The following is a 26,143-nucleotide window of genomic DNA, read 5'->3' on the forward strand; positions in this document are numbered from 1 at the left end:
ATTGTTCTTTTTTTTACATGAATCCTTACTGGGGTACTTTTTGGTGAACTGAGAAGTTCCTTGCATCCTTTCCCATTGATCGGAGTATTTCCTTGGCTTATTGGGTTAATTCCTTAGCTCATTGGATTGTAGGGGGAGGAGCAGGCTAAGGGGGCTAATTTTGGTTCATCAATGATTCAATAACAACAATCACTTATGAACAAAGAACTCGTAGTACTCAGAAGTTTTGCCAGCACGTTGGCCTTTGGGGTCATCGTCCTTGCATCTCTGGCCTTTAAAAATTCTGGTCATCATCATTTTGAAGAAATCGATGTGCAACGTATCAATATCGTGGAGGCTGATGGAACAGTTAAAATGATCATCACCAATGTAGAAAAGTTTCCCAACGGCGATACTCAAATCAATGAGCGACCTACCAATGCAGATAGAAAAAAGCGTTCAGGAATGATTTTCTTCAATGAAGACGGTATAGAGTGTGGAGGTTTTATCTATGATGGAGCATTGACTGAAAATGGACATAGTGCCGGACTTTCTTTAACTTTTGACCAGTATGATGGGGATCAAGTAATGCAATTATTGACCACTGATTCCAAGCAAGGAGACCGTAGAAGAGTCAGCAGCAGCTTGGTTTTCATGGATCGAGCGGAAAATGAAACTCAACTCCAAACCATGGAAATCATGGCTGAACTACAGGAGTTGAGAAAATCTGATCCTGCTGCTGCCCGTGCCAAGATGATGGCATACCAAGAACAAGGCTTGGTCGGTGGTGCCCCTAGAGTCATGCTGGGCAAATCAGGCAGTCAAAACAATGGACTCTTTCTCTTTGACGATCAAGGAATGCCAAGGGCGATGTTTTACGTGGATCAAGACAATCAAGCCAAATTGGATTTCTTCAATGAGATGGGTGAGGTTCTCTTTTCCTTCCCTCCTGCCGAATCCAATTAATTTAGCTATAGCCCTTTTGAAAGAAAGGGCTATTTTTACTTTCCCAACGAGATCTATGAAGCAGTTTTTCACATCCCTTTATCTGAACAAATACTTTTTGACCTTTGTCGTCATCTTCGCATACTTGGAGTCTGTACAGGAGCGGTTTTCATTTAGTAAGTCCCTTCACTGGCATTTATTCACACCGGATGCAGCCATTGGACAACTCTTGAACGCTTTGCTCTTGTTTGTTATCATCGGCTTGGTGCTCCAAAAGTTTGAAGAAAAACTCACGATCCGCCATGCATTGTCGGTGTTTTCGATCTCGCTTGTCCTGTATGTGGCCGGGAATAATGTGCTAGCATTTGTAGTGGCACTCACGTTTGACACAGTCGAGCGTAATTTCAATGCCACCACGTTGACAACCGTCAATATCAAGTATGTGATGGATGTATTTGTCTACGGAGGATTGTTCTTGGCTCATTATTATTTCCAAAAAAATCAGGAAGACAAAAAGAAAATTTCCATGCTTGAAAAAGTTCAGATAGAAAGTCAGCTATCCCAGCTTAAGGCTCAGCTGAATCCACATTTTCTCTTCAACAACCTCAACGTACTCGATCAACTGATAGAAGAGGACCAAGCACAGGCTTCGGTATTTTTGCATGATTTTTCGGATATCTACCGCTATGTATTGCAGTCTTCAGATCAGCAACTGGTGAGTTTGGAGGATGAGATTGCTTTTGCAAAGCGGTATTTCAGACTGATGAAGCAGAAGTATGGGGAGGCTTATCGTTTGCAAATCACAGGTGATATTCCAAGTGAAGCTTTCTTGCCGGCACTCAGTCTACAACTTTTGATAGAGAACGCCATCGAACACAATTTGGGAACAGAAAGGTCACCTGTTGAAATTAAGCTGATGATTTACTCCCAAACCCTACTCGTAAGCAATACCTTGATGCCCAAAAAGCAAGGAAAGAAAGGTGGCGGTAGGGCTTTGTTGAATTTGGGTGGACAGCTTGAGTTATTGGCTGAAAAAGCCATTCTTGTTCAGCAAAACGAGCGTACATTTGAAGTCACTTTACCTTTAATCTTCAAAAATGAAAATTGATGTCTTGATTATAGAAGATGAGTTGCCTGCTAGGAGAAAGCTATTACGCTATCTCGGACAATTGCAAGAGGAGGTACAAGTTGTAGCGGAGTGCGCGACGGTGGAAGAAGCCATCTCATTTTTTGAAGCAGGAGGAAAGGTAGATTTGATCTTGTCAGATATTGCTTTACTAGATGGAAATGCCTTTGATATTTATCAAGAAATCGCTTTAAAGTCACCGATTATTTTCACGACAGCTTATGCTGACTATACGATGAATGCATTTGAAAGTAATGGAATTGACTACTTGATGAAGCCATTTACTTTTGAGCGTTTTGAAAAAGCATGGAAGAAATATGTACTGTTTGCAAAGCAAAACCTGACCTCTCAGGCTTCAAATCTTTCAGGTTTTAAAACTAGGTTTGTTATCAATACACCACGAGATAGTTACTTTTTGGAAGTGGAAGACATTGCCTATTTCCTAGCAGAAGAGGGTGTAGTCAAAGCTGTTGATTTGAAAGGGAAGACTCACTTGATGGGCTTGATTACCTTGAAAGAGCTGGAGGAAAAAGTAGATCCCTCGATGTTTTTCAGAATCAACAGGGCTGAACTAGTTCACAAGAAAGGTATCCTTCGTATGGAGCGCTATGGGAAAAACAATTTGGCGATTCAAATGCAAGGATCAGAAAAAAAGCTTATCACCAGTCAGGCGAATACCAGTGCTTTTCGGGAGTGGGTGGAAAAGTGAACAGTGGGGAGTGAGCAGTGAACAGTGGGAAGTTAACAGTGAGACATAGTGAACAGGGTGTCATTGCCAAATTAAACTGGACTGTTTCTCTGTTTCACAGAGGTGCGTAGAGCAGTCACAGAGTAACACAGAGAGCTTGAACGTTGGAAAAGAGGCAGAAAAGAATAGTTGTCACATTGCAAACCCTACTCATCTAGGTTCGACCCGATGCATAGGGAAAATCTCCAACAGCAATGACAGCAAAGCTTCTCGAAATTTTCAATTTCGGGAAACAGATAATTGGAGATTTGCAATCGCCTTATGCCAATCGCTAGTATGACAAAATTGTAGGCATTAAAAGCTGGACTATCGGGATGGATAGAGAATTAAAAAACCTCCTCATCTGTGTTTGATCCCGAGGCATCGATGAAATCTCGAAAAGTATGCAAAGCTGACCCTGTAATTCCCGATTTCTTGGATTATGAATTATATTCGCCCATCCTAAAAAAATCAATTGCAAAGCGTATGAATCTGAAACATGTTATAAAAGCCTTCCATGAATTGAGTGTAGATGAGTTGTATGAGCTATTACGCTTGAGGAGTGAGGTGTTTGTGGTAGAGCAAAATTGCGTTTTCTTGGATTTGGATGATAAGGATCAGCAATGCCATCATTTGCTTTTGTATCAAGATTTGGATTTGGTGGCTTATACGAGGATTGTGCCTGCGTGTGTATCCTACGAAGAAGTTTCAATTGGAAGGGTAGTGTCGTCTCCCGCACACCGAGGAGAGGGATTAGGAAGAAAAGTGATGGAGCTTTCTTTGGATTATTGCCATCAGCTTTTTGGTCCCTGCGACATCCGAATTGGAGCGCAAACCTACGCCTTAGCTTTTTACGAATCGCTGGGTTTCCAATCTGATGGAGAGACCTATGATGAAGATGGGATTGAACATATTGAAATGGTTTGTGTAAAAAAGGATATTTATTGATACTTTATCCGCAGCAGCGGATAAGATTTTTATGGATATTGTCTTGATATCCTGAGTTAATTCTATGTAAGAGCCTATACAAAGTTTTAACTCGTATTTTATTTACCTCAACTTTGAGTCTTCGCGCCTTCGTGGCATTTTAAATACTTTTAGCCACAAAGGCACTAAGTCACAAAGGTCTTTTACATACTCTGAATGAACTCCATGAAAACCTCCTTGTGTCGCTCCAAATCAATATTGTGGGAAACGGAGGCTCGGACGATGTAATCCTTGTCTCCTTCTTTGGTGGTTCCTTGGGTGGAGGTGGCCGGAATGGTCCAGTAGCAGCCTTTCAATTGTCCATAGCTCACACAGAACTTGCTTTCATCAGGAATTTGGGTGATCATCAAATCGATCAGTTGTAAGTTTAACTGCCTTTTGTAAGCTTCTTTTTCCTCGGGCGTATTCCCCTTGGTTGGAAGGTCTAGTGAAAATACAGAAGGAGTGAAGCCTCGTTCCGCCAGTTCTTCGGAGACAAAGTTGATCTTGGCAGCTGGCAAATTCTCCTGAATGAAATTAACAAAGTCTCGCGTGTTCACATAGGCATCCTGAATTCTCTGATTCATGGAAGGCAGCTGTTTGTTCAAAATTTCGTACTGCTGTCCCGTTGCCTCATTGTCACAGAGGGCTAAGTGAAGTCCGATCTTATCCATCATTTCCTCCGCCTGTTGGTTGGCTACGCAATAGCCGGCGGTGCATTCTCCCCCACTGGGAAACTTAGACCCACTGGCATATGCAATCGCAGGAATCGTTGAAAGAGTGTCCCCCTCTCCCAAAAAGTGTACGTTGGGACAGAAGGTTTGATCCAAGATGAAAACAGGTTCAATGGCTGTCTCTCCATTTTTGGTTTGACGAGTTTGGCTTAAGACTTCTTTTAGGCGATCCAAATCAGGAACTTCCACTCTTGGATTGGTTGGGATCTCTGCGATGATAAAGGGTATGGCATCTTGCTGAGCCAGTTCAGTTAATATCCTCTCGAGACTTTGATTCATATCATTGCCAGCATCGACTGGTAAATCCACGATCTCTACTTGTGGCAAAACTGCCGCTACTCTTCTCGCTTGATCATTGGTACCCCCATAGCAGTTGGGAGGAACGATAAACTTGATTGCTTTTCCTGGGTACCTTTCCATGGCGTGATGGATCAATCCCATCATAATGGCATACTGAATGGATAAGCCGCTGGAGCCAACCAAGGGCATGATAGCTGTACCAGTAATGTTGGCGATGGATGCCAAAACCTGGTCTTTATGGAGAGCATTTCGATCATCTTGTAGTAGTTGAATGGGCTTTCCTGCTAAAAATTCCAATGCTGTCAAGCAATTGACGGGAGTCATGGCAATCGTTTCTCTGCGTCTTACATGCTGTATTTCTGCAATGTAATCTGCATGCTCTTTTTTGGTAACATAGATAATACTTCCCAGTGATCCATGTGTGGTAACTACAAAATCACTGTTAAAATGATCTCGTATTTCTCCGATAGGGCTGGATTGGGTAATCAAAACCCTGCTTCCCTCAAAACTGCCCATATTATCATCAGCATGCAGGTCTTTCATTTCAAATGTGTAGCCATAGATTTCCTTAACTAATTCGGCTTTGAAGAAACTGGAAATGTCTTCGGTGTAGAGTAGCTGTGTATTTTTGCCTAGGATTAGATTTTTTCGAAGAATAGCCAAAATAGGGGCTGTCTTGGAGGAAAAGCTAATGACATGCTCAGGTGACAATTGATTCAATTCAGCAATGGCCCATTCCAAAATGCTAGACAACGGATGCCCCAAGCGGATGTAGTCATAGGCTGTAGGCAGTTGATTGAGTTGCTCAGCATCAACGATTCCGTTTGTCAATAGCCTTTCAAAATGTTCTAAAAATTGTGTTTTGGCCAGTCTTTCTTCATAGATATCCAGTCGGTGTGTGGTCAGTTTGAGCCAATCCGCTGGCATTTGGGACAAAATTGTTTGAAGCTGTTGTTGAATGTGGGGTTGATTCATAGGTTGTTTTTCGTTGCTTAATTCGGTGTTTCTTGATTTTTATCTTTCTTGATCATAGCATATAAGCTACTGCCAAAGGCCGCGATAAAAAGAAGTTGAATGATCAAATAGATCACTTTATTGGTTTCAAAGCCCAAGAAACTGTAGACTGCTACCGTATTCCAGTTGCTGATAATGGAAAAGATATTGCTGATAATTAAAATGATAAAAACAAAATAAAGGATTTTTTTTAGTGATTTCATAAGGGTTAAATTTTAGGAGGTATAAGAAGCGTAGATTAGTAGTTTTTTGGTCTTTCTCTGAATTTTAAATTCTGACAATAGCTGTCAATTATTTTTCAAGTTAGGGTTTATTTTGGAGATTTACTTCATGAAAGAGCTACAACATTGTCCGATATGTCAAAGTGAAGTGACGTATAGTCAAAGATACCCTCAATATATCTGTAATTCCTGTGTAGAATTGATTACTGACAAGGAGGGTAGGCCGGTAGAGTTTTTCAATACCACCATTCTTGGTCAAGGCTGCGAGGGAATCTATCAAGATACAGGAGAGCAGTATGCAGGTGATACGTGCTATGTCCGAGGAGTGTTATGCAAAGCTAAGGAACATAGGTTTGGAGGGATTGTGGTGGAGGTGGTGGAGAGCGGAATCTTTAGAGATTTAGTAATTCTAGATTTTCAATAATAAGATTTTTGGTTTCAGGAATAATTGATTTCCTAAAGGGGATTCCTAGCAATAGGACTTGATTGCAAAATCCTAATTGAGAAAAATTATATTCAATTTTTGAGAGTTCTATTTTATTGGAAGGATAACATAAAAAACCAGATTTGTTTTTAGCATTATTAAAGGAGCTGTAAGCTAGAATTTGATGCAAATCTCTTCTATGATCTTCCTTCAGCGTCTCGCTTTGGTCAAATTTATTATAGAGATGAGACTTGTATTTTGCATCTATAAATATCACTTGATCATCTTTTAACAATACTCCGTCCGGCTCTAAGTTACTTAAGCTCCAATGGAATCTCTTTTTAGCATTAGAGTAAATTTTTAGGTTGGGAATAAATTTACCGCCTATCGATTTGGCTACTTCCTTAAATATATGCTGAATAAACTTTTCAAAAACATCAGCAAAGTCTACTCTCCATGCTGTTCCATCAATTAAATTGAAGTTAAGAATTCTATTGGCAATTTGCTTTGATTCTTTTATCGACGCACTATCCGCATTATTTATTTGAATTTTTGAGGTTATTTTTGGCTTGTGGAAATATAATCTTTCATCCAAAAAAGATATCCTTTTTGAAATTGGAGTCTTTATGCTTGCTGGTGTGTTTGAGCTCAATAATTCTGATTTACATAAGTCGTACACAAATCTGATTTCACTAAACTCCGAGTGGAATTCGCTTAAAAAATTTTTTCTTGTCGGGTAAACTAGTCTCTGCTCAACTTTAAAACTTTGGTTTGCATATTTATTCCAGTTTACTTGACCACTTGGTTGGTATAATTGAATTTCCTTATTGTCAAATTTTCTCCAGTGTTGTTTAACTAGTTTTTCTAAAGATGATATAAATTTTACAGCTTCTAAATATAGCGGCGGTCTGAAAGCTCTTTTAGAAGCCAATGGAAGACTTTCAATAAATTCAGGACTAATTTCACCTCCTAATAGATCTAATATTTCAACATATTCTTCAAAACGATTACTACCTGTAAATCTGGGAGAGACAACAAAATCACCTATTTGTTTTCCAGTATCAGGTGCTTTAAGTGGAATAGTACCTATGAATTCGGAAGTTTTAAAATGGATAGAAGCATTTAAATCTGACCCTTCAATATTAGCTTCAATTCCCAAAAAGCTAAATAGTTCTGAATTGTATTGGATAAATTTTTGCAAATAAATACCTATAATCCTTTTATCAGCTCCCTTAAATACTTTCTTCTGCAATTCCTTACCACTTAGTAATGATGACCTTTCGGTCAAACAAGAGGTTTCATAAAATAGGCCCTGATCTTTGGTCATTCGAAGAGTGGTTGGTTGATTCTATCAGTAAAATAATTATTGAATTCTTCAATCGCAGACGTTAGTAAACCTTCTTGAATATACTCTCTGATCAAAGGGAAAATTTCATACCTGATTCTATTTTCCATTTCTTCATCTGAGTTTGCAAGAAAGTATCCTTGACCTGGCTGAAGGTTTAATTCATTAGAGGTCGCATACCAGTCAAAAATTTCAGCAATTTTATTAAAGTCACCTTTATAAAAATTTGCACCTTGAATTGGTTTAGGTTTGACAGTATACCATGCAAAACGTCTTCTTAAGGCAAAATCAACAACCGCTAAACTTCTGTCAGCAGTGTTCATCGTTGCAACCACATAGAAATTAGAGGGAAGTTGTTTAATTTCTAATCCAGGAGCAATTTTAATGGATACATCTGCTTCTTTCATTTTATGTTCAAAAAGATAAAAAACTGGTCCCAAGACATTGGATAAGTTTGCCCTATTTATTTCATCGATTATTAGAACTACTTTTTCGTTCGGATAGTCTCTTGCATACAATACTGCCTCAGCCAGATTACCCAAAGTGCCTTCATATGATAGGCCACCACTCAGAATATTAGGTCTAATGCCATAAATGAAATCAGAATATGTGGTTTCAGCATGAAATTGGGTAAAGAAACTCTTTGCTGAAGATTTGGTTGCTATTTCTTTGGCAAGTGTGGTCTTGCCTGTTCCTGGAGGTCCTTGAAGGATTACAAATCTCCTTTCTTTCAATAATTCGAAAATTAAATCTCGGTCATCTTCTAGCTTTTCATTTTGAAAAGGTTTTAAAGCTTTTAAAACAGCACCTCTATGTTTAGGATTTGTTGGCCATCCTCTTACTTTAGCGTATGCAGCTAAGAAGCCTTTAATGTATTTCTTTCCTTCTTCACTCAGAGGATTTTCAATGATTTGACAACTGTTGATCACACTAGAATATTTTCCAATAGTTCTTGATAGATGCTGAATTTTTGATTTTTTACTAAAGTTTGAAGGAAGAGAGGAAGTAGTATTTGTAAAATCAGTTGAGCAATAACCGTCATTGTTGGTTAGATTTGAAAATAACCTCCTTAACCCGGGACGACTTGCCATTTCGTAATCTCTTTTAAAATTACTCGAGCCAATACAAAAAGACACCACCCATGGTTTTTCCTCTTCAGTAGGAAAAATAACAAAAGAATAATCATGATATGCTCCAGATGTTTCCTCATCGGGATGGATAAAACCGAAAAATGCTCCATTATCTTTTAATGCATCTGGCTTTATATTTTCCCTTAAAATGTAAGATTTGGAGAACTCCTTTTCATTAGTAGCGCCAAATTCAGCAGCCCATTCTTTAATTAAAGTAATTACGTTTTGTATCATTTATTCAAAAATTAAAACTCAAAAAAACTAACCATTGGCTTATCTAGCGCCTTAGCGATTTTTAAGACAGTTTCTATTGAAACATTCCTCTTACCATTTTCAATATCAGAAATGTAGGTTCGGTCCAACTCAGCCAGCTCAGCAAGCTTTTCCTGAGATACATTCTGACTTTTTCTAACGGCCTTTACTTTTTTCCCATAAGCTTCTTTGATATCCATATTGCAATCTGAAAAAATGTAGTCTATTGTACCACGGACGATAGTCTACAAAAAACTATTTTTTTGTATATTTACTAATATGAATAAAATCATACCTTTCAACACAGAATACATCAGGCCATCTAGGACCATCGAAATCTTTACTTTTTTTAGATTTGAGAAGAGTAGACAAATTTATATTTACAATTATGAGGGAAAGCATTTTAGAGTTTTTGATAGTGTGGTTGGATTAGTTCAGTTTTTTGAAGTTGGTAAAGAACCCTCTGCTTCTTTTGATTCCGAAAGTGATTTGGATGAATATTTGGATAGCTTGTCTATAGGAGATGGATAGAAACCTTTAAACCTAAAGTTGAATTACCTATATCTGGACGCGATGAATTACAAACAGTTTGGGTCGGTCGTTTTTGCAAAACCTAACTTTTTTTACTCCTCGAAGAGTACCAGAGCATTTAAGGCAAAAATTGATTTCTAATGAGTATTTTGTTCATAAGGATTGGGGATTGCCAAAGTTACACTATCATGAATACCACTCTGAAATTGATCATGACTATCATGAATTTGAGTCTTTTGAATGGATGGGAAAGGGATTTACTGACAGTCGAAATATGGAAGAGTTTCTTAAAGGAATAGAGAAAGGCTGTGAATTTTGATCCCCCTGAAAATCTGGAGCCTGAAATTTTCGGCTCAGGATAGAGTTTTATGGCTATTTGATAGGTTTATTTTACCATTAAAAGTTAAATACATAAAGAATTGGGGTGATCAGGTAAGACTTTTTTTATGGTAATTAAACATAAAAGCTACGTGTCTTTATTTTTTTAAAATCTGAACATGTGTATTAAATTAATGCTTTTCCCTATAACTTAGCCCTTGATGATCTCAACAACACTTTTTCAAGCTGCGATTAAACATCTTGGAAGCTGATTGTATTAGTAAATGATTTTTTTTAGTCTATTCAAGACATTTCCATAAATTTTCCCGTCTACAATTAGTAACTTGGAAAGAAATGAAACGATTATTCACTTGGCTGACACTGGGGCTCTTGATGAGTCTAGCGGCCTGTAACGATGTAGAAGACGTGGACCCAGCATTGCTGCAAGGACAATTTACCGGAACTTTTGAGCGCATGGTCGATGGACAATCATTGGGGGTCGCAAGTATAGGTTTGCTATTGGAAGGGAATAGTTTTTCTGGTACCGGTGGACCCAATCGCTATCCGGCCATCTGCAACGGGACATTTACGGTCTCCGAAAATCGAATAATCTTCGAAAATGCCTGCTTTTTTACCGCTGACTTTGATTGGTCCCTATTCCTCAACGGTAGCTGGCAGGTCAATCAGCAAGGAGGGGAACTGATTCTGCGGAGGTCTGCCGATACTTTGGTGGACGTCTATCGCCTGCAAAGAATTGTTAACGATAGGTGAGTTTTTAGGGATTGAATCGCTTCATGTCGATTTGAATCAATTTTCCTTGGAAGGTTTCTGAGGATTGGGCGAAGTCATAATCCCCAGACTCAAAGACAATTTCTTTCCCATCCAAACTGTGATAAAATTGTCTCCAACTACCACCGCCAGTAGGAAATCGCTTGATCGCTTGTTTTTGGCCATAGTGGTAAAACTCAAGTTGGGAGTTTTCTATCCCGGCAAGCAGCGCTATGGTAGAACTGCTACAGCTGCGGCAAAAATCAGCATTGAATCCACTCATGCCAATGAAGCCTAAATCGATGCGTTGTCCCTTATCTACAATGTAAGTATCTCCATCATGGAGTACAAAGCGTTCGCTTGTGCGGTCGGCAAACATACTGCGGATCATGGGGTCATTGACTCCCGATGCAATCGTACTAAAGCGCGTGAGTTGCTCGTCCATTTTCATCAGTCCCCGATCATCTACCCCTATGCCGTAGAAATACAGATTTTTATCCGAAGCAACTGTTCGAGGAAACAAGATTTCATAGAGTTGACCCGCATCCCAGCCCTTGTCGGCATGCTCGCTGATGGCATGGTTTTGCTTGCTATCCATGATAAACCAAGTGATGCCACTCGACTCCACTTGATACAGCTCCATCATCGCCTTGCCGGCAGTAGTGAAGGCCATTTCATTCACATAATAATTATCATGAGGTTGAAAGGGCACAGGAGGGAGTGTGATGGTTTCGGCGAGCACACCTGTAGCTTGCTGGTAGGCTAAAATGCGCCCCTCCTGTGTGCCAATGTACAAGAGTTGATTAAAAGGGTTAATAGCAATGCTCCATGGCCTATTAGAACTGAGTGTAATACTGCGTTCTAATTTGAGTTCTTTGAGGTCAACCAAATGTACACGTGCGGGGTCTCGAGTGAGCATCCATACTTTGTCTTCTCCCGGTACCATTGCTTTAGCAATGACAAGTCCGTCATAGGATAAACGCTTATCAAAGAAATCCACATCGACGTTTGCTACATAGGTGTTTTCCTGATCATCCTTATATTCAATAATGAATGGGTAGCGCCCGCCTGCACGTGCACAGGTGTACGTGTAGCTGACGACCGTCCGGCTAGGGTTCATCGTAAACGGTGTATAGTTGGGCAAGCACCAATTAATCAATGGGCGAATTTCAAGGATGGTGATAGGGCCGGAAAAAACCAAGTCAAAGCTGGCCGGCGTTTGACTGATGGATTCTCCAAAGACAGGAATGATTTCCTGGATCTTGATAGGTTTGTCTTGGGTGATCTTGACACTGCGGGTGACAGTGCCTGCCTTGACTTCGATCATCGCTTCCCGGATATCGTCGGTTGTATTTTCTTCGTAAGTGAATTTAATGGTTTTATCTCCTTGACCTTCTGCTGTCTCGAAGCTGATCCAACTGACTGGGGTACTTGCTCTCCAGTTGGTGTTGGAAGTGATAGTCAATTCAGCGAGCCCTTCGCGGATTCCTACGCGGATAGCTTCCGTCTCAACGGTCAGTTGTACGGTTCCCAATTGAAGTTCCACATGTTTTTCATTGACTACATTCTCTCGAATTTGTACCGAGATCGTGGAGGAAATGTAAGAAGTGGCAGACAAGGTCAAGTCGTATTCTCCTACTGGCACCCGGTCGAAAAAATAGATACCCTCCCCGTTGGTTTGGGCACTTGCCTGAAACTTGGAATTCTTAATTTCCACAGTTGCGCCTTGGATCAGCATCCCCGCCTCATTGCTGATAATTCCGGTCAGTTGACCAAAGATTTTGGGGTCATTTTGCTCTTCATCGCATGCGAAAAAGAAAATCATGACAAACAAAGCAAGGAGTGGACGAGAGCGCAGCGCACGTATCATGAGAAATTTGTTTGGGACTGAGCATCAAATGTAAAACTAATCCAACTATATTTACCGTGTGTATTCAAAAAAAATTAAATCTCACCTATGAATTTTACTAAATGCACTTCTTGGACTATTGTAGGATGCATTTTCCTCTGCATATCCTTCTTGTATGCTTGCGGTCCAGATATGGATTCATGGGAGGGAAGTGAGCGATTGGACGTCAGTCATGAGCAATTGCTTTTTGAGAGCTTGGTACAGCGGAAAAAGCTCACCATTTTCAATACTAGCAATCAGCCAGTGAGCTGGTCTTTGGAGTCTTCTTCCAATCAGATCATCAGTTCACCCTTTGGAGGGCTGTTGCCTGCCAATGGAATAGTGGAAGCAGAGGTTTGGTTGATCAATGTGCCTGCCAATGAACAAGTATTCCAAGGGCTTCTGACGTTGAAAGCTGAGGATAAAGTTGCCCGTGAGATAGAAATTGTCGCTGTCGCGTCCCAACAAAAGCGTTGGAGTTTGGATGTGCAAATCACAGATGCAGTTTACGATTCACATCGTGATAGGATTTGGGCTTTGTCAGATAACAGACAGCTGCTGGAAATTGACCCAGTGGGGCAGACAGTTCGTAGTATTCCGTTGGAAATTCAAGGAATCAAGTTATCAATTCACCCTTCAGGCGAACGTTTGGTAGTTGGGCATGAATCTGCTTTTTCATATTTAGAGCTTCCTTCCGGGCAACTCATTCGCCGAAGGTCTTTTCCCTTCAAACTTCATGATATTGCGATTGCCCCTAATCATTGGATATATGCCACTGCATCACAGGAGCAGCATTCACAGATTTACTGTGTCAATGCCTTAGGTACTGAGGAAGGGTATTCGTACATGGCACCGATTTATAGCAATGCCTCCATCAGTGTGCACCCAAGTGGGGATTATTTGTTATTGGCCAGTACGGTAATTTCTCCAGATGATGTGTACAAGTTTAGCATACAAGAAGGCTGGGCTCATCTTCGGTACGATTCTCCGTATCATGGGGAGCATAGATTTGGTGGGAAAACATGGTTTGACCCCTCCGGAGAACGTTTCTTTACTCGTACAGGAAATGTGTTTCAGTTTACCGATGAGCAGATCCGTGATCTTAGGTATCTGACGAAAATTCCAGCACCAAATCCTTTTGTTTTTATAGCTCATGGTGTCAAGACGCCGAGAATTTATGCGGTACATGATGTCAATTTTGAACGCTCATTTCCCACTTCAGCTCAGCCTATTTTATCAATCTATTCCAGTTCTTATCAGATCGTATCCAGTACAGTACTTCCCAAAATATTGAGAGTAGTCAATGGACAGGTTGAGGAGCTTGGAACGGATATTTTTACGGGCTTTTTTGACCGAGAGGAGAAAAACTTCTTCATTTTGGAAAAAACCAAAGAGTTGGAAGGTGTCAAGCCAACTTGGTCTATTTTGACCTTTCCTGTGTAGGGCAGGGAAGGATGGTTTTTTGTTATTCCTAATTTTTCAATATATTCCCTTGTTCAAGGCCCGAAAAAGTCATTGAATGTTCAGTAAAGAACAGTTTTGTATCATTTTTAAACAAACAACCATGAAGAAAAGTATGATTTTATATTTCCTAGCCATGATTTTGGTAGGAGTGAGCTGTGAAGTGAAAACAAGCGAGAAAACGTATGATTGGAAAATGGCTTCCAAGGAATTCGATGTAGGAGATTTCAAGCAGGTGGTGATGAAAGGAGCCTTTGACATGTATCTTTCACAGGGAGATGATGCATCCTTGGAGGTAAGTGGGGCAGAGGGTTTGGTCGATTTGGTGGAGGTGAGTCAAGAGGGGGATGTGTTAACGATTTTTTTAAAGCGTCCAAAAAATGAAGTGAAATTTGGCGATGATTTGAAGGTGAGTTTGACCGTTCATCAGTTAGAAAAATTGGAGTTTGAGGGAGCAGGGCAAATCAAATCCACGCAACAGTTGGCACTAAGGGATTTTACCATTGTAGGGAATGGAGTAGGTAATCTTGAGTTGGAATTGGATGCTGCCCAGGTGGATGCTGCCTTGAATTTTGTCGGAAAGTTGGAGTTATGGGGTGAAGCGGAGCGATTAGTGTTAAAGAATGAAGGGGTCGGTTCAATTGATGCTTCTAAGTTAATTGTCCAAGATTGCGAGGTACAAAGTAGCGGGATTGGTTCGGTAGCAATCCATTGTACAGGAGAGCTTTCCCTCGAGATGAGCGGTATTGGCACTGTATCCTACAAAGGCAATCCTACGGTTATTCGTGAGAAGGTTTCTGGGATAGGCAAAGTGAATAGGAATTAGGGAAAGGATGAGGGATGATTTTAGATGCGAGAAGCTAGAAACGAGAGTCTAGCAAAATACAAGAAGGAAGAAATTAGACTCAAGAGCCAAGAAGCAAGAAACAAGAAAGTGAAATTAGACTCAAGAGCCAAGAAGCAAGAAACAAGAAAGTGAAATTAGATTTAAGAAAAAAATCCATTAGTCCACAGATTACGCAGATTTCAAGGATTTTTTTTATGACTGTTGGTTTGCTTATTCATGAGTTTGATTCTGTTGCTGAGTTGTTTTTGAAATTTGGGTACAAAGCTTCAAGATTACCACAAATGCAAAATCAAATTCTGATAGCTAGCGGGACAAAAATCTAAAATCCATTAGTCCACAGATTACGCAGATTTCAAGGATTTTTTTTATGACTGTTGGTTTGCTTATTCATGAGTTTGATTCTGTTGCTGAGTTGTTTTTGAAATTTGAGCGCAAAACTTCAAGATTACCACAAATGCAAAATCAAATTCTGATAGCTAGCGGGACAAAAATCTAAAATCTAAAATCTAAAATCTAAGATCTAAAATCTAAAATTCAAAATCCCCCATTTCCTCTTTTATCCCAATCGAATTCCTGGCTCTTGAGTCTAAACTCTAGTATCTCGCATCTCGCTTCTCACTTCACCAACCCAAATCTCTCTGCCGCTTCCTTCCTAGAAAAAGCATTGAAATGCCACCATTCGGAACCTATGCCAGTGAAGCCACCGTATTGCATGACTTTGCGGAGAATTTCTCGGTTATTGATATGTTCTTGGGTAATTTTGCCTTCACGGAGCATCTGTTGCTCTCGGTCAGGGTAGGCAGGATAGCCAAAAAAGTCAAAGGGTGTACCCATATCCAACGCTTCTCCTGTTTCTCGATAGGCTAAGGTCAGGTCTACAGCTACACCGTAATTGTGTAGGCCTCCAACTTTTGGGTCGGCTACATACAGGGGCTTGATGCTATCGGGCTTGTCTAGGTTGTCCCACAGAATTTGTTGCACCCGTACAGGTCGTACCCCATCGTAAACTAAGAAAGTTAGCTCGGGGTGTTCCTCTTGGAGTTTTTCATGCGCTTTTTTCAACATATCGGCGACTATTGGCTGAACATAGCATCTGTAGAGATCACCGTATACATCCTTGCCGAAGAAATTGTCTTCGGTAGAATATTTCAAGTCAACAAAAATTCCTGATATAACTGCTTCTACATCCACTAAGCCGGCATCTATAAGGCTTTGTTCGAGTGCGCCTACTTGATCTACTATTTGAAACTGCTCATCACCAATGCTGACCAAATCATTGAAGTCCACACCAGTGGCAGTGGTTTCAGTCATTTTAGTTTCGCAGGCAAAAAGAAGGATCAGGGACAGGAGAGTGAGGGTACGGATGGAAGCATTCATAAGTTTGGGAGATCTGTTAAGGAAGATTTTTCTTGATAACGGTAGCAGAAGCTTGGGCAGTGGGAAGCATAACGATATCCGCCAATACCACATGCGGAGGTCTACTTACGGCGAAGGCGATGGTCTCCGCAATATCTTCGGGAGTTAAGGGTTGGTATCCCTGATACACTGTTTGTGCACGCTCGCTATCACCTTTGAAGCGAACAAGGGAGAATTCTGTCTCTACCAAGCCTGGGTGGACTCCAATAACACGGATGCCGAATGGATTCAGGTCCATGCGCATTCCATTCGTGATGGCATCAACCGCGTGTTTGGAGGCGCAATAAACATTTCCGTTGGGATAGACTTCTTTTCCTGCAATAGATCCTATATTGACGATGGTCCCTTGGGCTCGTACGATCATCCAAGGCATGATAGCTTTGGACACATATAAGAGTCCTTTGACATTGATATCAATCATGGCGTCCCAGTCCTCGACGGAGCCTTGTTGGATAGGGTCTAATCCATGGGCATTGCCAGCATTGTTGACTAGGACATCAATGAGTTGCCAATGAGCAGGTATGGTAGCAATGGTCTCCTGTACATCTTGTTTATCCCTCACATCAAAGCATAGTTTTAAGCAATCCGCACCTTCTAGACGAAGTTCTTTTTCTAACGCTTGCAAGCGTTCCAATCTTCGACCTGTAGCAATAATGTTATAGCCGATTTGAGCGAGAGAAATGGCAGTAGACCAACCTATGCCGGAGGTTGCACCTGTGATGAATGCAATTTTTCTAGTCATATTTCAAGGAGGATATGTTTAAATGGGTTTACCCACTTTTGGTAAGATACAAAAATATCAGAAGGTTTTAAACTAGCGGAATGATTCTTGAGATTTTGTGAAGATTATGGGGTTAACTGAACATGTAATTGGTTACAATCCGAGATATTTCACTTATTTTTGCAACAGATTTAAAATTTAATCTGCTGATAGTGTAAGACTTATTAGTAATGCATTAAAATTCATCTTAAAATTTTTGATAGAATTTTGAATGTTTCAGAAAAGGATATAATTTTGCCATCCGTTAAGACATCTAAAACAAAGAATTCTTAATGGAAATCAGTTGGGGGAATACCAAAGCGGCCAACTGGGACGGACTGTAAATCCGTTGACTTATGTCTTCACAGGTTCGAATCCTGTTTCCCCCACGACTTACATACAGTTTCTGAAAGGAAACATAAGTTCAAAAGCGGGAGTAGCTCAGTTGGTAGAGCGGCAGCCTTCCAAGCTGCAGGTCGCGGGTTCGAGCCTCGTCTCCCGCTCTATGCTTTTACAGCATGTCTAAGTTTAAGCCGACGTAGCTCAGGGGTAGAGTACTTCCTTGGTAAGGAAGGGGTCACGGGTTCAAATCCCGTCGTTGGCTCTGACAACATAGAAAAATTTACTTATCTATATCTTTAACTAAAACAGAGGATTTTCACACATGGCAAAAGCAACCTTTGACCGTTCCAAACCACACGTAAACGTTGGTACGATTGGTCACGTAGACCATGGAAAGACAACTTTGACTGCTGCCATTACAACAGTATTGGCCAAAAAAGGTCTTTCTGAACTAAGAGATTTCTCTTCTATCGACAACGCTCCAGAAGAAAAAGAAAGAGGTATCACTATCAACACATCACACGTAGAGTATCAGACTGAATCAAGACACTACGCGCACGTAGATTGTCCAGGTCACGCTGACTACGTTAAGAACATGGTAACTGGTGCTGCTCAGATGGATGGCGCTATTCTTGTAGTAGCTGCAACTGACGGACCAATGCCACAAACAAGAGAGCACATTCTTCTTGCTCGTCAAGTAGGTGTACCTGCACTTGTTGTGTTCTTGAACAAAGTGGATATGGTAGATGATCCTGAGCTATTGGAACTTGTTGAGATGGAAGTAAGAGAATTGCTTTCTTTCTACGATTTCGATGGAGACAACATTCCTGTAATCGCTGGTTCTGCCCTTGGTGGTTTGAATGGTGAAGCACAGTGGGAAGATAAAATCATGGAATTGATGGACGCTGTGGATAACCACATTCCACTTCCTGAGCGTTTGGTAGACAAAGATTTCTTGATGCCTGTTGAAGACGTATTCTCTATTACTGGTCGTGGAACTGTAGCTACTGGTAGAATCGAAAGAGGTGTTATCAACTCTGGTGATCCTGTAGATATTATCGGTATGGGTGCTCAAGGGCTGAAGTCTACTGTAACTGGTGTTGAAATGTTCCGTAAGATCCTTGACAGAGGTGAAGCGGGTGACAACGTTGGTCTATTGTTGAGAGGTATTGAAAAGTCTCAAATCAGAAGAGGTATGATTATCTGTAAGCCAGGTTCTGTGAAGCCACATGCTCACTTCAACGCTGAGGTTTACGTACTTTCTAAAGAAGAAGGTGGTCGTCATACGCCATTCTTTAACAAATATCGTCCACAGTTCTATTTAAGAACTACTGACGTAACAGGTGAGATTAAACTTCCTGAGAACGTTGAAATGGTTATGCCAGGTGATAACGTTACCATTGAGGTAAATTTGTTAAACGCTGTTGCTTTGGAAAAAGGTCTACGTTTCGCTATCCGTGAGGGTGGTAGAACAGTAGGTGCTGGTCAGGTAACCGAAATTTTGGACTAATCCGAAGTTTATCATAAATAATTAAATGCGATCCTAAAATTTCTTAGGGTCGCATTTGTTTCTTAAAGGTATTATCAATACTTTTGCAGTCCCTTTTGGGCTCAAATTAATCTACGGGCATAGTTCAATGGCAGAATAGCGGTCTCCAAAACCGTTGATGGGAGTTCGAATCTCTCTGCCCGTGCAAATAGAGTAAAACCATGAACGTTAAAAATTTTGTCATAGAGTCGATTGATGAGATGAAAAACAAGGTCACTTGGCCTACGTATTCATTTCTACAGAACAGTGCTGTTTTGGTGCTGGTTGCCTCATTAATATTTGCCTTGGTAATAGGTATAATTGATTTAGGCTTCGAAAATTTGATGAAGTGGTTTTACGACTTATTCTAATCGCATAAAATTTACTGATGGCTGAACATAAGTGGTACGTACTGCGGGTGGTAGCTGGACAAGAGAAAAAAGCCAAGTCATACTTGGATAATGAAATTGTCCGGAATAAACTCGAGGATTTTATTCCCGAAGTTTTGATTCCTTCCGAGAAAGTTTACGAGATGCGCAATGGCAAAAAGCGAGTCAGAGAGAGAAATTTCTTTCCTGGCTATGTTTTGGTTCATGCGGATTTGACTAATGGTGAGGCTAATCACGTAATTACAAGCATACCGGGTGTAATCGGATTTCTTGGATCAAACCAGGGGGGAGCTTCCAAAACCCCTGAACCATTACGACAATCAGAAGTCAATAGGATCTTAGGTCGTGTTGAGGAGATTGATGAGTTTGCTGAGAAATTGGATACTCCATTTATAGTAGGGGAGACCGTTAAAGTAATGGACGGTCCCTTTAGTGGATTCTCGGGTACAATTGAGGAAGTGTTTGAAGATAAGAAAAAGCTTAACGTTATGGTTAAGATTTTCGGTCGAAACACGCCTGTTGAATTAAACTTTATACAAGTAGAAAAACAAGATTAAGAAATGGCTAAGGAAATCACTGGTTATGTGAAATTACAAGTGAAAGGTGGCCAGGCTAATCCTTCACCTCCGGTAGGTCCTGCTCTTGGTTCCAAGGGTTTGAACATCATGGAGTTCTGTAAGCAATTTAATGCCCGTACCCAAGATAAAATGGGTCAGGTATTGCCTGTCTTGATTACTGTTTTTTCTGACAAATCCTTTGAATTCGTAGTAAAAACTCCTCCAGCTGCAAATATGCTGTTGGAAGCTGCGAAAGTGAAGAGTGGTTCTGCTGAACCAAACAGAAAAAAAGTAGGATCCGTAACATGGGATCAAGTTAAGGAGATTGCTGAAGTGAAAATGCCTGACCTAAACGCTTTCAAAGTGGAATCTGCCATGAAAATGATTGCAGGTACCGCTAGAAGTATGGGTATCACTGTTTCTGGAAAAGCCCCTTGGGAGGAATAAATAAAAAACTATGGCTAAGTTAACAAAAAAGCAAAAAGAAGCTCTTTCTAAGTACGACCCAAGCCAGCAGTACTCCTTAGAGGATGCTTCTAAAATCGTAAAAGATATCACACTGACTAAGTTTGATGCTTCAGTAGATGTAGACGTTCGTTTGGGCGTTGATCCACGTAAAGCAGATCAAATGGTGAGAGGTGTGGTAGCTCTTCCGCATGGAACTGGTAAGGATGTTAAAGTACTTGTACTTTGCACTCCTGACAAGGAACAAGAAGCAAAAGAAGCTGGTGCAGATTTCGTAGGTCTAGATGATTTTATTGCAAAAATCGAAGGCGGTTGGACAGATGTTGATGTAATCATCACTATGCCAAACGTCATGGCAAAAGTCGGTAGACTTGGTAGAGTTTTGGGACCTAGAGGCTTGATGCCTAACCCAAAATCAGGTACTGTAACCCTAGAGGTTGGTAAAGCTGTGAAAGAAGTGAAAGCAGGTAAAATTGATTTCAAAGTCGATAAATTCGGAATCATTCATGCAGGCATTGGTAAGGTTTCCTTTACACCTGAACAAATTCAGGACAATGTAAAAGAACTTATCGCTACTATTTCTAAGTTGAAGCCATCTTCATCGAAGGGTACATATTTCAAGAGCATTCACTTATCAAGTACAATGTCTCCTGGTGTTAAAGTAGATAAGGCAAGCATTCAAGGTATTTAATCATGACTAGAGAAGAAAAATTACAAATAATCGAAAGTCTTACCGAGAAGTTCAAAGAAACCCCTTATTTCTACATTACAGATGCAGCAGGGTTCTCAGTAGCTGACGTTAATGCTTTCAGAAGAGCTTGTTATGACAAAGGGATCGAGTACAAAGTGTACAAGAACACCTTAATCAAGAAAGCTTTGGAAAACCTAGATGGTGATTACGGTGATTTCGCCGATCAAGTATTGAAGGGTTCCTCAGGTATCTTGTTTTCAAAAGAGGTAAGTAATTTACCTGCAAAAGTTCTTCTAGATTTCAGAAAGAAGCGTGGTAAGAAGGAAACGCGTCCAGTATTCAAAGGTGCTTACATCGATTCAGATGTATTTGTTGGAGAGGCTAATTTAGAGTTGTTATCTAACCTTAAGTCCAAAAATGAACTTATTGGTGATGTTATCGGCTTGCTACAGGCTCCAATGACCAACTTGGTCTCTGCTCTTCAGAGTGGACCAAATACGATCGCAGGACTTGTGAAAACGCTTTCTGAAAGAGAATAATCAATTTAATCATTTAGTAAAAAATCAACAATTTAAATATTTAATACAATGGCAGATCTTAAACAACTTGCTGATCAGTTGGTAAACTTGACTGTAAAAGAGGTAAAAGAGTTAGCTGATATCCTTAAAGATGAGTATGGTATCGAACCAGCTGCTGCAGCTGTTGCTGTTGCCGGTCCTGGTGCTGGTGCTGGTGCTCCTGAAGTTGAAGAGAAGACTTCATTTGACGTTATCTTGAAAGCTGCTGGTGCTCAAAAGCTTGCAGTAGTGAAGCTTGTGAAAGAATTGACTGGTCTTGGCTTGAAAGAAGCGAAAGAACTAGTGGATGGTGCTCCTAAAGCTGTGAAAGAAGGCGTTGCTAAGGACGAAGCAGATGCTTTGAAAAAGTCTCTAGAAGAAGCTGGAGCTGAAGTAGAAGTAAAATAATTTGATTAACCTTTGCCTGTTTTATAGGTTAAGGTTAAGAGGATAGACCTGACTTTTTGAGTCAGGTCTTTTCCTGTTTGTGCTCAGGATTAAAATTGCACTATTTCTAGCGACAATTGTCGTATTTGGTTAAAAATTATCACTAAAACAAAAACTGCCTTGGCTATCCAGAATCAAACCGAAAGGAAAAGTTTCTCATCTATTAAGGTAGTCAAAGACTATCCGGATTTCCTTGATATCCAATTACAATCTTTTAAAGATTTTTTCCAATTGGATACTCCTGCTGAAAGAAGACGACAGGATGGTTTATTCAAGGTGTTTTCTGAGAACTTTCCAATAAGTGACTCCAGAGAAAACTTTACCCTTGAATTTATTGACTACGCGGTAGATCCACCAAAATACTCTGTAGAGGAGTGTATAGATAGAGGCTTGACTTACTCAGTGCCTTTAAAAGCTAAACTTAGGTTGCTTTGTCATGATGAGGATAATGAAGATTTTGAAACCATCGAACAAGAGGTGTTCTTGGGAAATCTTCCTTACATGACTGAAAAGGGTTCTTTCGTGATCAATGGAGCGGAACGTGTCATCGTTTCTCAGTTACATAGATCTCCAGGTGTATTTTTTGCTCAATCGAAGCATACCAATGGAACCAAACTTTATTCTGCCAGAATTATTCCTTTCAAAGGGAGCTGGATTGAATTTGCAACTGACATCAATAATGTCATGTATGCTTACATCGATCGTAAGAAAAAATTCCCAGTTACCACGCTTTTAAGAGCCATTGGTTATGGTTCTGATAAAGAGATTCTTGACCTTTTTGGTTTATCTGAAGAAATCGAAGCCACTAAAGGAAGTTTAAAGAAAATTGCTGGAAGAAAATTAGCTGCCCGTGTTCTTAAAACTTGGGTGGAAGATTTTGTGGATGAAGATACAGGTGAAGTGGTCTCTATTGATAGAAATGAAGTTCTATTGGAAAGAGATTCCATCTTGACCGAAGAAGATATTGAATTGATTTTGGATTCTGGTGCGAAGTCCATCATCCTTCACAGAGAAGATGTTAACGTTGCCGATTTTTCCATTATATATAACACCCTTCAGAAGGATAATTCCAATTCGGAAAAAGAAGCTGTAGAGGTGATTTATCGTCAATTGAGAAATACCGAAGCTCCTGATGAGGCGACTGCTAGAGAAGTAATCCATGGATTGTTCTTCTCTGACAAACGTTATGACTTAGGGGAAGTGGGCCGATACAGAATTAATAAAAAACTTGGATTGAGCATCGATCCTGAGAAAATTGTATTGACCACGGAAGATATCATCAACATCGTGAAGTACTTGATCGGTTTGATCAATTCCAAGGCTGTTGTAGATGATATTGATCACCTTTCTAACAGAAGAGTACGTACGGTTGGTGAGCAATTGTACAGCCAGTTTGGTGTTGGTCTTGCAAGAATGTCAAGAACAATCCGTGAGCGTATGAATGTTCGTGACAACGAAGACTTCAAACCAGTTGACTTGATCAATGCACGTACGCTTTCATCTGTGATCAATTCCTTCTTCGGAACCAATCAGCTATCTCAGTTTATGGATCAGACCAACCCATTGGCTGAACTGACCCATAAGAGAAGATTATCTGCCCTTGGGCCAGGTGGTCTTTCTAGAGAGCGTGCAGGTTTTGAGGTTCGTGACGTTCACTATACGCACTATGGTCGTTTGTGTACGATTGAAACGCCAGAAGGTCCTAACATTGGTTTGATCTCTTCTTTGTGTGTACATGCGAAGGTCAATTCCATGGGATTCTTGGAAACTCCTTACAGAAAAGTAGCGGCTGGAAAGGTGAGCATGGATCCAAATGACATCGTATTCCTGACTGCTGAAGAAGAAGATAATAATAACATTGCTCAGGCAAATGCTCCATTGGATGACAAAGGAGGTTTTATCAATGAGCGTGTAAAAGCACGTTTGGAAGGTGATTTCCCTGTATTGACTCCTGATGAGATCAATTACATGGACGTGGCCCCAAATCAAATTGTATCTGTTGCAGCTTCGTTGATTCCTTTCTTGGAGCATGATGATGCAAACAGAGCCTTGATGGGATCCAACATGCAACGTCAGGCAGTTCCTTTGTTGAGACCGGAATCCCCTTATGTGGGTACAGGCTTGGAAGGTAAAGCTGCTAGAGATTCTAGAGCATTGGTATTGGCAGAAGCTAATGGTGTTGTAGAATATGTAGATGCTACCAAAATCACTATTAAGTATGATTTGACCGATGACGAGTTGTTGGTTAACTTCAGTGATGAATATAAAACATACAGCCTTATCAAGTTCAGAAGAACTAACCAAGATACTACGATCAACTTGACACCTTTGGTGTTGAAAGGAGACCGTGTAACTAAAGGTCAGGTATTAGTAGAGGGCTATTCTACCAATAGAGGTGAACTAGCGTTAGGTAAAAACTTGAGAGTGGCTTACATGCCTTGGCAAGGGTATAACTTTGAGGATGCTATTGTAATCTCTGAACGTGTGGTCCGCGAGGATATCTTTACATCTATCCACATTGAAGAGTTTCAGTTGGAAGTAAGGGATACGAAGCGTGGGGAAGAAGAATTGACTTCTGAAATTCCAAACGTATCTGAAGAAGCTGTTAAGCATTTGGATGAGAATGGTATTATCCGGGTAGGTGCTGAGGTAAAAGAAGGTGATATCATCATCGGTAAAATCACTCCAAAAGGAGAAACCGATCCAACTCCTGAAGAGAAGTTGCTTCGTGCAATCTTTGGTGATAAAGCGGGTGATGTGAAAGATGCTTCCTTGAAAGCTTCTCCATCCTTGAATGGTGTGGTAATTGAAACCAAACTATTTTCTAGACCTAAGAAAGATAAGGATCTCCGCGTGAAAGCAAAAGCTGAAGTCGAGAAGTTGAAGGGCAAGTATGCCAAAGACTTGTTAGGCATTAGAGCACGGATGATCAATAAATTGATTACGTTGTTAGATGGATTAACCTCTAGTGGCGTAAGGCATAAATTTGGTGATGAAATTATCTCTAAAGGTGTGAAGTTTAACGCAAAGAATATAGAGCAAAACCTATTCCCTGCGAAAAACCCATACAGAGATGAGTCTAACTACAATGTTCCTGAGGAGGCAAACCTCATCTCGGATATCATCTTGGATGATTGGACCGAAGATGCTCGGGTAAATTCATTGGTTCAGCAGTTGGTGAAAAACTACGTGAACTCCAGAAATGAAATTTCCGGCAGATTCAAGAGAGACAAGTTTACCTTGGAAGTAGGGGATGAGTTACCAGCAGGTATCGTACAATTGGCTAAAGTGTACATTGCTAAAAAGCGTAAGCTTAAAGTAGGTGATAAGATGGCTGGTCGTCACGGTAACAAAGGTATCGTGGCAAGAATCGTAAGAGATGAGGATATGCCATTCTTGGAAGACGGAACTCCTATGGACATTGTATTGAATCCATTGGGTGTACCTTCCCGAATGAACATCGGACAGATTTACGAAACAGTTCTTGCGTGGGCAGGTTACAAGTTAGGCAAGAAATATGCTACTCCTATCTTCGATGGTGCTACTATGGAAGAGGTTGCCGCTGAATTGGATACGGCAGGATTGCCAGCTTACGGAAGAACGTATCTATACGATGGTTTGTCCGGTAAGATGTTTGATCAGCCTGTAACAGTAGGTATAGCGTACATGTTGAAATTGGGTCACTTGGTAGATGACAAGATGCACGCAAGATCCATTGGACCATACTCTTTGATTACACAACAACCATTGGGTGGTAAAGCACAGTTTGGTGGTCAGCGATTTGGAGAGATGGAAGTGTGGGCTTTGGAGGCCTTCGGTGCTTCCCACGTATTGCAGGAGATTTTGACAGTAAAATCTGATGACGTGGTAGGTAGAGCGAAAGCATATGAGGCTATTGTAAAAGGTGAAAACCTTCCAAAACCAAATATTCCTGAATCATTCAACGTATTGGTTCACGAATTGAGAGGTTTGGCTCTTGAAATCACCTTAGATTAATTCAAAAATAATGGGCCGC

Annotated in this window: 26 protein-coding genes and 4 tRNA genes; 22 read left to right on the plus strand and 8 right to left on the minus strand. The window is 40.5% G+C overall.

Annotated elements, in window-relative coordinates:
* Positions 1–195: 195 nt before the first annotated feature.
* From IPZ59_RS08950 to IPZ59_RS08965, 4 genes are all read left to right on the plus strand, one after another.
* A complete protein-coding gene (locus IPZ59_RS08950) occupies positions 196–945 on the plus strand; it encodes a hypothetical protein (RefSeq protein WP_236139517.1) in 750 nt (249 codons plus the stop codon).
* Between the two features lie 55 nt (positions 946–1,000).
* Positions 1,001–2,032 (plus strand): sensor histidine kinase, encoded by a 1,032-nt coding sequence (locus IPZ59_RS08955; RefSeq protein WP_236139518.1) that lies wholly within the window; start codon positions 1,001–1,003, stop codon positions 2,030–2,032.
* Positions 2,022–2,759: a LytR/AlgR family response regulator transcription factor gene (locus tag IPZ59_RS08960; RefSeq protein WP_236139519.1), complete on the plus strand. Its 738-nt coding sequence runs from the start codon at positions 2,022–2,024 to the stop codon at positions 2,757–2,759. The genes IPZ59_RS08955 and IPZ59_RS08960 overlap by 11 nt, the downstream gene beginning before the upstream one ends.
* Before the next feature lie 504 nt (positions 2,760–3,263).
* The gene (locus IPZ59_RS08965) at positions 3,264–3,725 is read left to right on the plus strand and encodes a GNAT family N-acetyltransferase (protein ID WP_236139520.1); all 462 of its coding nucleotides are present in this window, start codon (positions 3,264–3,266) and stop codon (positions 3,723–3,725) included.
* Between the two features lie 182 nt (positions 3,726–3,907).
* Here the strand turns inward: IPZ59_RS08965 and IPZ59_RS08970 are convergent, their stop codons facing one another.
* Complete coding sequence (locus tag IPZ59_RS08970) at positions 3,908–5,752, minus strand: PLP-dependent aminotransferase family protein (protein WP_236139521.1); 1,845 nt, start codon at positions 5,750–5,752, stop codon at positions 3,908–3,910.
* A 17-nt stretch (positions 5,753–5,769) separates the two neighbouring features.
* Positions 5,770–5,994, minus strand: a complete 225-nt coding sequence (locus IPZ59_RS08975) for a hypothetical protein (RefSeq protein WP_236139522.1) — start codon at positions 5,992–5,994, stop codon at positions 5,770–5,772.
* A gap of 127 nt (positions 5,995–6,121) precedes the next feature.
* Here IPZ59_RS08975 and IPZ59_RS08980 point away from each other — a divergent pair, with 127 nt between their 5' ends.
* A complete protein-coding gene (locus IPZ59_RS08980) occupies positions 6,122–6,436 on the plus strand; it encodes a hypothetical protein (RefSeq protein WP_236139523.1) in 315 nt (104 codons plus the stop codon).
* Here the strand turns inward: IPZ59_RS08980 and IPZ59_RS08985 are convergent.
* Genes IPZ59_RS08985 through IPZ59_RS08995 form a run of 3 tightly spaced genes read right to left on the minus strand, consistent with a single transcriptional unit; the run spans position 6,405 to position 9,363 of the window.
* On the minus strand, positions 6,405–7,763 hold the full coding sequence (locus IPZ59_RS08985; protein WP_236139524.1) for an McrC family protein: 1,359 nt from the start codon (positions 7,761–7,763) through the stop codon (positions 6,405–6,407). The two genes, IPZ59_RS08980 and IPZ59_RS08985, sit on opposite strands and share 32 nt — an antisense overlap.
* On the minus strand, positions 7,760–9,145 hold the full coding sequence (locus tag IPZ59_RS08990) for an McrB family protein (protein WP_236139525.1): 1,386 nt from the start codon (positions 9,143–9,145) through the stop codon (positions 7,760–7,762). Before IPZ59_RS08990 ends, IPZ59_RS08985 begins: the two co-directional genes overlap by 4 nt.
* A gap of 11 nt (positions 9,146–9,156) precedes the next feature.
* A complete protein-coding gene (locus IPZ59_RS08995) occupies positions 9,157–9,363 on the minus strand; it encodes a helix-turn-helix domain-containing protein (protein WP_236139526.1) in 207 nt (68 codons plus the stop codon).
* A 79-nt stretch (positions 9,364–9,442) separates the two neighbouring features.
* Between IPZ59_RS08995 and IPZ59_RS09000 the strand changes: the two genes are divergently transcribed.
* From IPZ59_RS09000 to IPZ59_RS09010, 3 genes are all read left to right on the plus strand, one after another.
* Positions 9,443–9,694: a hypothetical protein gene (locus IPZ59_RS09000; RefSeq protein ID WP_236139527.1), complete on the plus strand. Its 252-nt coding sequence runs from the start codon at positions 9,443–9,445 to the stop codon at positions 9,692–9,694.
* Positions 9,695–9,767: 73 nt separating this feature from the next.
* Complete coding sequence (locus IPZ59_RS09005) at positions 9,768–10,013, plus strand: ferritin family protein (RefSeq protein WP_236139528.1); 246 nt, start codon at positions 9,768–9,770, stop codon at positions 10,011–10,013.
* Between the two features lie 353 nt (positions 10,014–10,366).
* Complete coding sequence (locus IPZ59_RS09010) at positions 10,367–10,783, plus strand: hypothetical protein (protein WP_236139529.1); 417 nt, start codon at positions 10,367–10,369, stop codon at positions 10,781–10,783.
* Positions 10,784–10,787: 4 nt separating this feature from the next.
* Here IPZ59_RS09010 and IPZ59_RS09015 read toward each other — a convergent pair whose 3' ends face one another.
* Complete coding sequence (locus IPZ59_RS09015; RefSeq protein WP_236139530.1) at positions 10,788–12,650, minus strand: carboxypeptidase regulatory-like domain-containing protein; 1,863 nt, start codon at positions 12,648–12,650, stop codon at positions 10,788–10,790.
* Positions 12,651–12,737: 87 nt separating this feature from the next.
* On the opposite strand from IPZ59_RS09015, the gene IPZ59_RS09020 reads away from it, so the two are divergent.
* Together IPZ59_RS09020 and IPZ59_RS09025 are read left to right on the plus strand one after the other, a co-directional pair.
* Positions 12,738–14,111, plus strand: a complete 1,374-nt coding sequence (locus tag IPZ59_RS09020) for a YncE family protein (RefSeq protein WP_236139531.1) — start codon at positions 12,738–12,740, stop codon at positions 14,109–14,111.
* A 121-nt stretch (positions 14,112–14,232) separates the two neighbouring features.
* A complete protein-coding gene (locus IPZ59_RS09025; protein WP_236139532.1) occupies positions 14,233–14,955 on the plus strand; it encodes a head GIN domain-containing protein in 723 nt (240 codons plus the stop codon).
* Positions 14,956–15,591: 636 nt separating this feature from the next.
* Here IPZ59_RS09025 and IPZ59_RS09030 read toward each other — a convergent pair.
* Complete coding sequence (locus tag IPZ59_RS09030) at positions 15,592–16,353, minus strand: M15 family metallopeptidase (protein WP_236139533.1); 762 nt, start codon at positions 16,351–16,353, stop codon at positions 15,592–15,594.
* Between the two features lie 16 nt (positions 16,354–16,369).
* Positions 16,370–17,134, minus strand: a complete 765-nt coding sequence (locus IPZ59_RS09035; RefSeq protein WP_236139534.1) for an SDR family NAD(P)-dependent oxidoreductase — start codon at positions 17,132–17,134, stop codon at positions 16,370–16,372.
* Positions 17,135–17,458: 324 nt separating this feature from the next.
* Here IPZ59_RS09035 and IPZ59_RS09040 point away from each other — a divergent pair.
* The 12 genes from IPZ59_RS09040 (at position 17,459) to rpoB (ending at position 26,124) form a co-directional block, all read left to right on the plus strand.
* Positions 17,459–17,541 (plus strand) — tRNA-Tyr (locus IPZ59_RS09040).
* Between the two features lie 41 nt (positions 17,542–17,582).
* Positions 17,583–17,655: transfer RNA gene (locus IPZ59_RS09045), tRNA-Gly, on the plus strand.
* Between the two features lie 29 nt (positions 17,656–17,684).
* Positions 17,685–17,756: transfer RNA gene (locus tag IPZ59_RS09050), tRNA-Thr, on the plus strand.
* Positions 17,757–17,816: 60 nt separating this feature from the next.
* A complete protein-coding gene (tuf, locus tag IPZ59_RS09055; protein ID WP_236139535.1) occupies positions 17,817–19,004 on the plus strand; it encodes an elongation factor Tu in 1,188 nt (395 codons plus the stop codon).
* Positions 19,005–19,117: 113 nt separating this feature from the next.
* Positions 19,118–19,188 (plus strand) — tRNA-Trp (locus IPZ59_RS09060).
* Positions 19,189–19,204: 16 nt separating this feature from the next.
* The gene (gene secE / locus IPZ59_RS09065) at positions 19,205–19,393 is read left to right on the plus strand and encodes a preprotein translocase subunit SecE (protein ID WP_236139536.1); all 189 of its coding nucleotides are present in this window, start codon (positions 19,205–19,207) and stop codon (positions 19,391–19,393) included.
* Between the two features lie 17 nt (positions 19,394–19,410).
* Positions 19,411–19,968, plus strand: coding sequence for a transcription termination/antitermination protein NusG (gene nusG, locus IPZ59_RS09070; protein WP_236139537.1), 558 nt, complete (start codon positions 19,411–19,413; stop codon positions 19,966–19,968).
* A gap of 3 nt (positions 19,969–19,971) precedes the next feature.
* Positions 19,972–20,415 carry a 50S ribosomal protein L11 gene (gene rplK, locus IPZ59_RS09075; RefSeq protein ID WP_236139538.1) on the plus strand — a complete coding sequence of 148 codons (444 nt, stop codon included), beginning with the start codon at positions 19,972–19,974 and terminating at the stop codon, positions 20,413–20,415.
* Between the two features lie 10 nt (positions 20,416–20,425).
* A complete protein-coding gene (rplA, locus tag IPZ59_RS09080; protein WP_236139539.1) occupies positions 20,426–21,124 on the plus strand; it encodes a 50S ribosomal protein L1 in 699 nt (232 codons plus the stop codon).
* A 2-nt stretch (positions 21,125–21,126) separates the two neighbouring features.
* The gene (gene rplJ / locus IPZ59_RS09085; protein WP_236139540.1) at positions 21,127–21,663 is read left to right on the plus strand and encodes a 50S ribosomal protein L10; all 537 of its coding nucleotides are present in this window, start codon (positions 21,127–21,129) and stop codon (positions 21,661–21,663) included.
* Between the two features lie 48 nt (positions 21,664–21,711).
* Positions 21,712–22,089: a 50S ribosomal protein L7/L12 gene (rplL, locus tag IPZ59_RS09090; RefSeq protein ID WP_236139541.1), complete on the plus strand. Its 378-nt coding sequence runs from the start codon at positions 21,712–21,714 to the stop codon at positions 22,087–22,089.
* Positions 22,090–22,248: 159 nt separating this feature from the next.
* The gene (gene rpoB / locus IPZ59_RS09095) at positions 22,249–26,124 is read left to right on the plus strand and encodes a DNA-directed RNA polymerase subunit beta (RefSeq protein ID WP_236139542.1); all 3,876 of its coding nucleotides are present in this window, start codon (positions 22,249–22,251) and stop codon (positions 26,122–26,124) included.
* The last annotated feature ends 19 nt before the right edge of the window (positions 26,125–26,143 follow it).

This window comes from Mongoliitalea daihaiensis, from assembly GCF_021596945.1.
GTDB lineage: Bacteria > Bacteroidota > Bacteroidia > Cytophagales > Cyclobacteriaceae > Mongoliitalea > Mongoliitalea daihaiensis.